This window comes from Ruegeria sp. ABV3_008 (genome assembly GCF_056161185.1).
This window is the reverse complement of the sequence record NZ_JBSWYP010000008.1, coordinates 195133-206187: the sequence shown is the minus strand read 5'-3', so window position 1 is coordinate 206187 and position 11055 is coordinate 195133. Positions and strand designations below refer to the sequence as shown.

The window sequence follows — 11055 nt, the reverse complement described above, 5'->3', positions numbered from 1 at the left end:
CGCGACTAAAACCCAGCTCGGGACGAAAAATCAAATTGCTTTAATTTCTACTCCTGATCAAATTTTTTTATCGTGCGTGTGGCCTGAGCTGAGCGGCGATTTCCGCCGCGTGTTCCACGAAACGAGCGGCCCGCGTTGGATCGTAGCGGGCGAAAAACCGCAGCGGCTCGGCTGTCCAGTCGGATTGAAGTTCCAACAGGGCGCCCGTGTCGATCTCGCGTTGGACCAGAGGGCGCGGCAGCAACGCGATCCCAAGGCCTTCCGATACCATCGGAACGCAAGCGGACAAAGCGTTTGAATGCACGATTTTTTGCGCGTCCAGCCCGCGGTCCTGCGCCATCGCGTGCAGGCTGTGCCCTGCAATTGTGTGGCGAGCATGGGTCAGAACGGAGAATGCGAAAAACCGGTCGACGCTGCGCCCTTCGGGCAAAGCCGAGGCGAGTGTCGTGTTGGCCACCCATACATAGTCTTCGCGGGTCAGTTCCCGCGTCCCGTCCAATTCCGTTTTGAACGGCCCGTTCTGCACTGCAAGATCAAGCTGCCCCTCCAGCAGCTTTTCATCAATTGTGCCGGACAGGTCCACCACAAGCTCGACGCTCAGATTGGGATAATGCTGTTTTAGGCACCGCAGAAAATCCTGCAGCCATGTGCAGGCGACTAATTCGGTGACGCCAAGACGCAACCGCTCCTGAATCAGATCCTGTCGGTCGGCCTCTTCCAGCAAGGCTTCGGTCGCGCGGAGAACCGTTCTGGTTTTTTCCAACAGCGCCTCTCCCTTAGCTGTCAGACGCACGGAGCCTGCATCGCGATACAATAGCTTTGTGCCCAACGCATCTTCCAGCGCGGCGATACGTGAAGAGATATTGGGCTGCGTAGTGGCAAGCGCGTTCGCTGCGGCGCGGAAGGTTCCCATATCGACTACGAAGGTGAAGGCTTCGAGCTGTTTGAGAGTGATTTGGTTCTTTATCATTCAAGCTTTTGAACATCAGAGAAACTGATCGTCAATCGTTCAGGGGAAGAACCCGTCCGTTCCGTCCGTATGATGTCTGGTCGGTGGAGAATTGGTTTGCGTGCGGTGGCGAATAGAGCGATCAACGGGGCGACTCGACCACTTGCCGGAAAACAGGAGGCAAACATGAGGCTTGGCTATCTTGGGTTTGGAACCATTGCGCGGGCCTGCGCCGAAGGTTTGGTCAGCGATGGGCATGACATTGTTGTCAGCGAAAGAAGCCGGGCCAACTCATCCGAGCTGTCGGCTCGCTTCGACAATGTGACCGTGGCTAACAATCAGGGTGTATTGGATGCCAGTGACGTGGTCTTTGTCGGATCCACCGCCGAACAGGCCGAGGCGATGCTGTCCGCGCTGCGGTTTCGCGAAGGCCAGCGGGTTGTCTCGTTCATGGTCGGTATCTCGCCGCAACAGATTCAGGCCCTCGTTGCACCGGCCTCGTTCGAGACGCTGATGATCCCGTTCCCGTCCATTGCCTCGGGCGGGTCTCCGGTTCTGGTCTTTCCCGCGTCACCAACTGTTGAGGCGCTCTATGGTGCTTCGAACACCGTTATCACCATGAAGTCGGAGAGTGATTTCAACGAGTTTCTGGCCGCTCAGGCCCTGTTGTCGGTGGTGGCGAAATCGCTGGCCGTCGGGATTAACTGGCTGGGTCGCAAAACCGGCAGCGCCCATGAGGCTGAGAAATTCCTGCGCCTTTTGATCGGAGGGTCGATCATGGCCGCGCCGATGGAGACCGAGAACGCGATGGCCGATCTTGTCGACTCATTGAACACACCGGGCGGGCTGAACCAGCAATTGCGAGAGTACATGGACGATCGCAACACCTATGACGATCTGGTCCAAGGGATCGAGGTCTTGTCGGCCCGTCTATCCGAGGGCTGATTACCCGTACTGTACGCGGGTGCGACGACATCATGTCGCTGATGTGGGATGAGTTTACCCGTTGGGATCGCCGCGATGGCCGTTATGTTTGGCTTTCGCGGTTTGACATTGGCCCTTTGGTCTGGTGATACCCCTCATCGGATCAGATGCTTTTGTCGACCGAAACTGAAAAAGGTAACCAGGTGCGCGCCAAATCTACGTTCGTGACCCCGCTTCCAACCCAATGGGTCGGGCCGATTCTGTTCAGGGGGAATCTGGTGTCCGGTGAGGTCAGCGTCCCACTGGCAACTTTTGAAACGCCCTTGTGGCCCTCCACCGCGCGCGGTGCGGGTGTTTCGCGGCATGCAGGCGGCATTCAGGTCACCCTTGTTGATGAGCGGATGACACGATCCATCGCTGTGCGGGCGCAGGATGCGGCCTCGGCGCATCAAGCCTGGGAGCGGATCGAGGCGCAGACCGACAAAGTGGCCGAGATCATCTCCTCGACCAGCCGCTTTGCCCGTCTGATCAAGCTGAATCGCCAGATCGCCGGGAATCTGCTGTATATTCGGATCGAGTGTTCCACCGGGGATGCCTCGGGTCACAATATGGTGACCAAGGCGGCCGAGGCGGTGTTGAACTGGGTCTTGGACGACCAGCCGCATTTGGCCTACGCGTCGATCTCGGGCAACCTGTGTACCGACAAGAAGGCATCCGCTGCGAACGGGCTATTGGGGCGGGGCAAATACGTCATTGCCGAAGTGGAAATTCCGGGCCGGCTTCTGCGGCGCATGCTGCGCACAACGCCCGAGCAGATGGTAGCGCTCAATCTCGAAAAGAACCTGATTGGTGGCAATCTTGCGGGATCTCTGCGCAGCGCCAATGCGCATTTCGCAAACATTCTGCTGGCCTTCTATCTGGCCACCGGTCAGGACGCCGCGAATATCATTGAGGGCAGCCAAGGTATCGTTCATTGCGAGGCGCGCGGTGAAGATCTGTATTTCTCATGCACCTTGCCGAACCTGATCGTCGGTTCGGTCGGGGCAGGCAAAGGCAATGAGCAGGTCGAAGAAAACCTGCGCCTGATGGGGTGCAAAGAGGAACGCGATGCGGGCGAAAATGCCCGTCGGCTGGCTGGCATTTGCGCAGGGGCAGTATTGTGCGGTGAGCTGTCCTTGATGGCTGCGCAAACCAATCCCGGAGAACTGGTTCGCACCCATATGGAACTGGAACGATGACCAAGCCCAAACCTGCCGACCGCAGCGTGGCCGGGCGCAAGCTGGAACATCTGCGCGCCGTTCTGGAAGACCCCGATGTCGAACGCGGGCGCAGCGGGTTTGACGCGATCTCTCTGACCCATCGCGCCTTGCCTGAGCTGGATCTGGATGCGGTCGGCACCAGCACCCGGTTTCTGGGCAAGCGGCTCAGCTTTCCGCTGCTGATTTCGTCGATGACGGGCGGAACCGGGGACGAGATCGCCAGGATCAATCGCAACCTTGCTGAGGCGGCCGAGGCGACCGGGGTGGCGATGTCGGTCGGCTCACAGCGTGTGTTATTCGCGGATCCTGCCTCGAGGGGCAGTTTTCAGCTGCGCGATGCCGCGCCGAGCATACCGTTGATCGGTAATATCGGTGCCGTGCAGCTGAACGCAGGGCTAGATGTAGACCACTGTCTTCAAGCCGTTCAGGCGCTTGAGGCCGACGGGCTCTATCTGCACCTCAACCCGCTGCAAGAGGCCGTGCAGGTCGAAGGGGATCGCGACTTTTCCAACCTGTCTGGCAAGATCTCTGATCTGGTGTCGAACATGCCGGTGCCTGTGCTGATCAAAGAGGTTGGTGCCGGGCTGTCCGGCCCTGATGCCGAGCGGGCCTATGACGCCGGTATACGCCATTTTGACGTGGCCGGTCGCGGTGGTACCTCCTGGAGCCGGATCGAATATCACCGTCGCGCGGACGAGCAGGACGATCTGGGTCTGGTTTTTCAGGATTGGGGCCTGACGACGGTCGAAAGTCTGCTTGAAACTCGGGACGTCTTGGTCAAAAAGACCGATCCAACAACACTCATCGCCAGCGGCGGTTTACGAGACGGTGTGGACATGGCCAAATCTATCATTCTGGGCGCAGATCTGTGCGGAATGGCCGCGCCGTTTTTGGCTGCAGCGCAGGAATCGAGCGCGCAGGTCATCCGACAAATCGAAAAGTTACGTCGCGAATTTCAAACGGCGATGTTTCTTTTGGGCTGCGCCGATGTATCTCAGCTGAAGGCAAATGTCTCACTGATCCGATCAAGGTCAAAGTTTTGGTAATCTCTACTGGTATCAGCGCGATGAGCTTTTTTACGCCTCATCGCTATATTTCGCTGGACACACTGGCCCAGCATCACGGCATCGACCCTGCCAAGTTCTCACGCGGGATCGGGCAGGAAAAGATCGCCATGCCGGGGCATGACGAAGACGTGGTGACCTTGGCCGCCGAGGCCGCGAAGCCGATCATTGATCAATTCGGCGCAGACGGGATCGACACCATCCTGTTCGCGACAGAAACAGGGATCGACCAATCGAAATCGGCGGGTATCTATGTGCAGCGGCTTCTGGGGCTGCCTTCGAACCTGCGCAATGTGGAACTGAAGCAGGCCTGTTATTCTGCCACCGCCGCCCTGCAAATGGCCTGCGCCCATGTGGCACGCAAACCTGATCGTAAGGTGCTTGTGATCGCCTCGGATATTGCGCGCTATGATCTGGACAGCTCGGGTGAGGCGACGCAAGGGGCCTCAGCCGTTGCGATGCTGGTCACGGCTGACCCGACGCTGTTGGAGATCGGCACTGTCTCGGGCCTGTTTACCGAAGACATCATGGATTTCTGGCGCCCCAACCACCGGCGCACACCCTTGGTTGACGGTAAGTACTCGGCGCTGCGCTATCTTGGGGCGCTGGTGGATTCCTGGCGCGATTATCAGGCAAATGGCGGCTTACCCTACGATGCGTTTGCGCAGTTCTGCTATCATCTGCCATTCTCGCGTATGGGCGAGAAGGCGCATCTGCGTCTGGCGAAAGAGGCAAAAGCCGAGGCCGATATGCAGGCCGCTCTGCCGGGGATGATCTACAATCGTCAGGTCGGGAACAGTTATACCGCGTCAATGTACCTTGCGATCCTGTCCACGTTGGAAAACAGCGATAGTGATCTGGCCGACAAGTCCTTGGGGCTGTTTTCCTACGGGTCCGGCGCGACGGGTGAGTTCTTTGATGCCAAGGTGGTCGGAGGCTACAAAGACCATCTGTTTGCACCCCGCCACCGGAAAATTCTGGAGGACCGGATTGCCGTCTCATATGATGAATATGTTGCCCTTTGGCACCCGATGAATGGCGAGGACGGGACAGATACGCCCATGCCCGAAGAGGCAAAAGGGCGCTACAGACTGGCAAGCATTGACGACAACAAGCGCATCTACGTTGACCGCACCGCATGATAAAGTCTGGGCCCACGCGCCCGGTAAGCTGATCCTGTCCGGAGAGCATTCGGTTCTGTACGGCATGCCTGCGCTGGCAATGGCCGTGGCCCGCTATACCGAAGTGTCGTTTCAGCCGCTTGGTTTGGGTGAAGGCCTTAAGACTGCGTTCGAGAACCTGTCTTCGGGCGAATACTACCCTCTGAAACTGTTGTCTGAGTTCAAGTCGTCACTGGATCAGCGCTTTGATCAATTCACGCGCGGCGAGTTGGATGTCCACAAGATCCTCACGCGTCCGGATGATCTGGCGGTCTATACTCTGGCTTCTCTGTTGCATGACAGCCTCGCAGCGCCCGGGTCCGTGATTCCCGGCATTGGAGCGATGAACAGCAAACTAGCGACCGGACAGCTGGCCAGTCGGTCAGAGCTGCCGATCGGCGCGGGTATGGGGTCGTCCGCGGCCATCGTCGCGGCGACAACGGTGTTGTTTGGAAACCTGTTGGAGCGGCCCAAAACGCTTGAAGAGAGGTATGAGCGGGTCCGGTTTTGCGAGCGTCTCAAGCATGGGCGTGCGGGGCCGATTGATGCCGCCGCCGTTGTCCGAGGCGGCCTTGTGCGTGCAGGCGAAACCGGTATCGCTGCGCCGGAGTTACCATCGGATCATGGTTTGCTGACGGGTAAGGGGTGGTATTGGGTCCTGCACGGTCGGCCTGAAAGCAGCACTGGCGAATGCGTCAGCGCAGTGAAGGCTGAACACGCGCAGAACGACGCCCTTTGGCAACGTTTCGGCGACTGTACGACCGCTTTTTTGACCGCGATTGTCTCGGGGCATGACCTAGATGACGCGATTTCGGAAAACCAGCGACTACTAGAGACGATCGGCGTCGTGCCGGACCTGTGCCAAACGTTTATCAGACAGATCGAAAGCATTGGCGGCGCGGCCAAAATCTGCGGTGCGGGGTCTGTACGCGGTGATTTTGGTGGGGTGGTTCTGGTACACATGGAGGACCACGACAAAATGGCCGATTTCATGTCGGGCTATCCTCAGATGCAATGGTCTGCGTTGCGTCTGGCCTCAACAGGTGCAGCGATGGGCAAGGCCCCTGAAAACAGCACAGACAGGGCCAATTCATGATACGGGCCAGTGCACCGGGATCGGTCATGATTACCGGAGAACATGCAGTCGTTTATGGCTCCAGAGCCATCGTGGCCGCGATTGAACAAAGACTAACGGTGACGCTGCGACCACGTACCGATCAACTGGTGCGTCTATCCTCCGAGATTGCCGAAACCCAAACGGTAGATTTGGATCAGGTGCAAGCAGTGGGGCCATACAAGTTTGTCCTCGCCGCAATCGCCATGTACAGGGATGCGATTGACGTCGGGATGGATATCTCGATCTCGTCGGTGATTGACCCGACGCTTGGGCTTGGGTCATCTGCCGCCGTGACCATTTCAGCTCTGGGGGCCGTTCTGACCGTCACGGGTCAGCCGTTGAACGGTATTCACTCCAAGGCCTATCAGATTATTCAGGATATTCAGGGCCGCGGCAGTGGCGCCGATTTAGCAGCCAGCTTGCAGGGTGGTATGCTGGCTTACCGCGCTCCACCAAATCCAGAGATGGTGGCACTGCCTCACCCTCCTACGATCTGCCTGCGATACTGTGGCTACAAGACCCCCACTGCGGTTGTCTTGCAAAAGGTTTCGGAACGGATGATCGGAAGAGAAGTCGAGTTCAAATCACTTTATACGGATATGGGCGACTTGGCCGATCATGCCATCAGTGCCGCGAAGGACCGCGATTGGGTGGCCTTCGCGAACGCCCTGACAAGCTATCAGACCCGCATGGAGGATTTGGGCGTGAGCGACGAAACCTTGAACCGGATCATCACGTCGGCCCGACAGGCCGAAGGTGTCATGGCGGCCAAGATATCAGGCTCCGGCTTGGGCGATTGCGTTCTGGCCCTGGGAGCGCCGCCTGACGGGTTCACTCCGGTGAGACTGGCCAGCGAAGGACTGATCATACATGACTGACGCCGTTCAGACCCTCATTGACCAAGCGATGCGAGACGCGGGCGAGGTTCAAAGCTTCAGCGCCTATGCCCCAAGCAATATCGCGTTGTCGAAATACTGGGGCAAACGGGACAGAGCGTTAAACCTGCCGCTCAACAGTTCCTTGTCGATCTCGTTGGCGGAGTGGGGGTCCCACACAACTGTCGAGCCATCCCAGAGCGGGTCGGATCAGGTCTTGCTGGACGGTCAGCCTCTGCCGCCGACCTCGGAGTTCGCGTGCAAGGCGCTTGCGTTTGCGGATTTGTTTCGCGGCGGCCGCGATGTTCCGCTGATGATCTCGACCAGAAACACAATCCCGACGGCGGCCGGGCTGGCATCTTCCGCCTCGGGCTTTGCTGCGTTGACCCGCGCGCTATGCGGCAGTTTCGGGTTGGACCTGCAAACACAGGACATGAGTCTGATCGCCCGATTGGGCAGTGGTAGCGCAACCCGTTCGCTCTGGCACGGCTTTGTGCGCTGGAACAAGGGCGAGCGCGATGACGGCGGCGATAGCCACGGCGTGCCGCTTGACCTTGTATGGCCGGATTTCCGCATTGCGATCGTCGAGGTGGACACAGGCCCGAAACTGCACTCGTCCCGCGATGGAATGAACCACACGGTCGATACCAGCCCTCTGTTTTCCAGCTGGCCCGAGATGGCCGAGCGGGACTGCAAGACCATCGAGCAAGCGGTCATTGAGAGAGACTTTCAAACCCTGGGCCAAACGGCCGAGGCGAATGCGTTGGCCATGCACGCGACGATGCAAGCCGCGCGTCCCGCGCTGACCTACCTTACAGATCAAAGCTGGGTGATCCTGCATCGTTTGTGGCGGGCTCGCAAAGATGGTCTTGCAGCCTATGCCACGATGGATGCGGGGGCGAATATCAAGCTGGTTTTCCTGAAAGAAGCCGAGGCAGATGTTCTTCAGGCATTTCCTGGCGCCCGCGTGATATCTCCGTTCGAATGGTCAAACGCATAGACGCCACGACAAAAGATTGAGCGGTCGCCGCTGCCGAACGTGTCACGCTTTGGTAGGTGACCGCGCGCGATCCAATGCACGCTCATCATGCGTTGGAGGTTGGCAATGCCCTCAACTCTTCCTGGCCTTTGGCGGGCGATAGACTTTTGCCAAAGGCTTCGCTATCCAACTTGCAGGCTGAGCGCCTTGCCGAACAGGCTCAAACACTTGTAGCAAGGGCAGTGGATATGACGGCCAAGCCAAACGACAGAGCCTCTATGACGAAACTCACGCAGGATCCTCATTCGATCCGGTCTGGTGACCGGGAAAAGGTTCTGGAAGTGGCCATCGGTCGCGAGGTTCGGGCCTTTCGCAAGCAACAGAACACAACGGTCGCGGAGCTGGCACAGGTTACCGGCCTGTCGATCGGGATGTTGTCCAAGATCGAAAACGGCAATACGTCACCTTCGCTGAACACGCTGCAACTGCTGGCCGACGCGTTGTCGGTTCCGCTGACCAGCTTTTTTCGCCGTTTTGAAGAGCGTCGCGACGCTGTCCACACCAAGGCCGGTGAAGGAGTCGAGCTAGAGCGCGAAGGCACGCGGGCGCATCACCAATACAACCTTCTCGGTCATCTAGGCGCCAATGGTTCGGGCGTGATTGTTGAGCCTTATCTTATCACTCTGACTGTGGAATCGGATGTTTTCCCAACCTTCCAGCATGGCGGGATTGAAACGATCTATATGCTGGAGGGTGAGGTGGACTATCGCCATGGGGAGCAGGTTTATCCGTTGAAACCCGGTGATACTCTGTTCTTCGATGCGGATGCGCCGCATGGACCGGAGCGACTGGTCAGCCTACCGGCGCGATACCTGTCGGTGATCAGTTACCCTCAGACAAGCTGATCCGCCTTTTATCAGAGTGCTGACAATCAATTAACTAGGCCTACAGCTCTAAATTTGCCGTGCTCTCTTGCCGTGGCTTGTAAATGAGCGCCCAGAAATTGGGCAGAACTTGCCTGTTAGGAAAAAACATTTCCTCTGGTTATTGAGGATCCGATGTTTTGTTGCTAGCGTACACGCGCAACGAAACACGCAAGGAGAGCTGTCTGCCATGTGCGGAATCGTCGGACTATTCCTTAAGGACCAGTCACTGTCGCCCAAGCTGGGTGAGATGCTGACGGATATGCTGAACACCATGACCGATCGTGGGCCCGACAGCGCTGGTATCGCGATTTACGGCGATCCATCTCAAGGCACTACAAAAGTCACCGTTCAGTCCGCAAACCCCGAACAGGACTTTGCCGGTCTGGCGGACGAGCTGGGCCAGCGCATGAACGCCTCTGTCACCCAGACGATCAACGACACCCATGCGGTATTGGATATCCCCGGCGATCAATTCGAGGCCGCCCGCGCCGCGCTGGCCGAGATCCGCCCCTCGGTCCGGATCATGAGCCGCGGAGAAAGCCTTGAGATCTACAAGGAGGTCGGTCTGCCCAAAGATGTTGCCGCTCGTTTTGAGATGAGCGGCATGACCGGAACGCATGGGATCGGCCACACGCGTATGGCCACTGAATCAGCGGTGACCACGATGGGTGCGCACCCGTTCAACACTGGGGATGATCAGTGTCTGGTGCATAACGGATCGCTGTCCAACCACAACTCGCTGCGGCGCAAGCTGCGTCGTGAGGGCGTCCATATTCAGACCGAGAATGACACCGAGGTGGGCGCCGCTTACTTGACGTGGAAAATGATGAATGGCGCGTCTCTGGGCGAGGCGCTGGAAAGCAGCCTTGAGGATCTGGATGGATTCTTCACCTTTGTCGTTGGCACCAAAGATGGGTTCGGCGTGGTCCGTGACCCGATTGCCTGCAAACCTGCGGTCATGGCGGAAACCGATCAATATGTGGCCTTCGGCAGTGAATACCGAGCCTTGGTGAACCTGCCCGGCATCGAAGATGCCCGCGTTTGGGAGCCGGAGCCGGCAACGGTCTACTTCTGGTCCCACACCGATACCCCCAACAAAAAGGCCGCGTAAAATGCAGACCTATGATCTTGAGGCCCACGGCCTGCGCGGGCTGAACGCCGCTCTTCAGGACCAGAGCAAAGAGACCAACCAGACCAGCTGGCAAGTGGTGAACCCCAAAGGCAGCCACGCCATCGCGGTCGGGCTGGATGCACCGATCGAGGTGACGGTGAAGGGCTCGACCGGCTATTACTGTGCGGGCATGAACCAACAGGCCACTGTGCGGGTCGAAGGCTCGGTCGGGCCTGGCGTGGCCGAGAACATGATGTCTGGTCAGGTCATCGTCGACGGCGATGCCAGCCAATATGCCGGGGCGACAGGCCATGGTGGATTGCTGGTGATCAAGGGCAATGCCAGCTCGCGCTGCGGGATCTCGATGAAGGGGATAGACATCGTGGTGCATGGCAATATTGGCCATATGTCGGCCTTCATGGCGCAGGCGGGAAATCTGGTGGTCTGCGGCGATGCGGGCGACGCGCTGGGGGATTCCCTCTACGAGGCGCGGCTGTTCGTGCGCGGCTCGGTCAAAAGCCTCGGTGCGGATTGTATCGAGAAAGAGATGCGCCCCGAACATCTTGAGATCCTGAAGGATCTGCTGGACCGTGCAGGCAGCGACGCCAAACCGGAAGAGTTCAAACGCTATGGCTCGGCCCGTCAGCTGTATAACTTCGACGTCGACAACGCCGCCGCTTACTAAGGATAA

Annotated in this window: 11 protein-coding genes; 10 read left to right on the top strand and 1 reads right to left on the bottom strand. The window is 58.4% G+C overall.

The window, feature by feature from the left end; all coding sequences use genetic code 11:
* Nucleotides 1–67: 67 nt before the first annotated feature.
* Nucleotides 68–970: a LysR family transcriptional regulator gene (locus tag ACXAH8_RS15235; RefSeq protein ID WP_475219686.1), complete on the bottom strand. Its 903-nt coding sequence runs from the start codon at nucleotides 968–970 to the stop codon at nucleotides 68–70.
* A gap of 165 nt (nucleotides 971–1135) precedes the next feature.
* Here ACXAH8_RS15235 and ACXAH8_RS15230 point away from each other — a divergent pair, with 165 nt between their 5' ends.
* From ACXAH8_RS15230 to ACXAH8_RS15185, 10 genes are all read left to right on the top strand, one after another.
* Entirely contained in the window at nucleotides 1136–1894 is a 759-nt protein-coding gene (locus ACXAH8_RS15230; protein ID WP_475219685.1) for an NAD(P)-binding domain-containing protein, read from the top strand.
* Between the two features lie 182 nt (nucleotides 1895–2076).
* Complete coding sequence (locus tag ACXAH8_RS15225; RefSeq protein ID WP_475219684.1) at nucleotides 2077–3111, top strand: hydroxymethylglutaryl-CoA reductase; 1035 nt, start codon at nucleotides 2077–2079, stop codon at nucleotides 3109–3111.
* Complete coding sequence (gene fni, locus ACXAH8_RS15220; protein ID WP_475219683.1) at nucleotides 3108–4178, top strand: type 2 isopentenyl-diphosphate Delta-isomerase; 1071 nt, start codon at nucleotides 3108–3110, stop codon at nucleotides 4176–4178. Before ACXAH8_RS15225 ends, fni begins: the two co-directional genes overlap by 4 nt.
* Nucleotides 4172–5338: a hydroxymethylglutaryl-CoA synthase gene (locus ACXAH8_RS15215; protein WP_475219682.1), complete on the top strand. Its 1167-nt coding sequence runs from the start codon at nucleotides 4172–4174 to the stop codon at nucleotides 5336–5338. Before fni ends, ACXAH8_RS15215 begins: the two co-directional genes overlap by 7 nt.
* Complete coding sequence (locus ACXAH8_RS15210) at nucleotides 5322–6452, top strand: mevalonate kinase family protein (RefSeq protein WP_475219681.1); 1131 nt, start codon at nucleotides 5322–5324, stop codon at nucleotides 6450–6452. The genes ACXAH8_RS15215 and ACXAH8_RS15210 overlap by 17 nt, the downstream gene beginning before the upstream one ends.
* Entirely contained in the window at nucleotides 6449–7351 is a 903-nt protein-coding gene (locus ACXAH8_RS15205; protein WP_475219680.1) for a mevalonate kinase family protein, read from the top strand. Before ACXAH8_RS15210 ends, ACXAH8_RS15205 begins: the two co-directional genes overlap by 4 nt.
* Nucleotides 7344–8348, top strand: coding sequence for a diphosphomevalonate decarboxylase (mvaD, locus tag ACXAH8_RS15200; RefSeq protein WP_475219679.1), 1005 nt, complete (start codon nucleotides 7344–7346; stop codon nucleotides 8346–8348). The genes ACXAH8_RS15205 and mvaD overlap by 8 nt, the downstream gene beginning before the upstream one ends.
* Before the next feature lie 257 nt (nucleotides 8349–8605).
* Nucleotides 8606–9232: a helix-turn-helix domain-containing protein gene (locus ACXAH8_RS15195; protein WP_475219678.1), complete on the top strand. Its 627-nt coding sequence runs from the start codon at nucleotides 8606–8608 to the stop codon at nucleotides 9230–9232.
* Between the two features lie 208 nt (nucleotides 9233–9440).
* Complete coding sequence (locus ACXAH8_RS15190; protein WP_475219677.1) at nucleotides 9441–10364, top strand: class II glutamine amidotransferase; 924 nt, start codon at nucleotides 9441–9443, stop codon at nucleotides 10362–10364.
* 1 nt (nucleotide 10365) lies between these two features.
* A complete protein-coding gene (locus ACXAH8_RS15185; RefSeq protein ID WP_475219676.1) occupies nucleotides 10366–11049 on the top strand; it encodes a protein GlxC in 684 nt (227 codons plus the stop codon).
* Nucleotides 11050–11055: the final 6 nt, after the last annotated feature.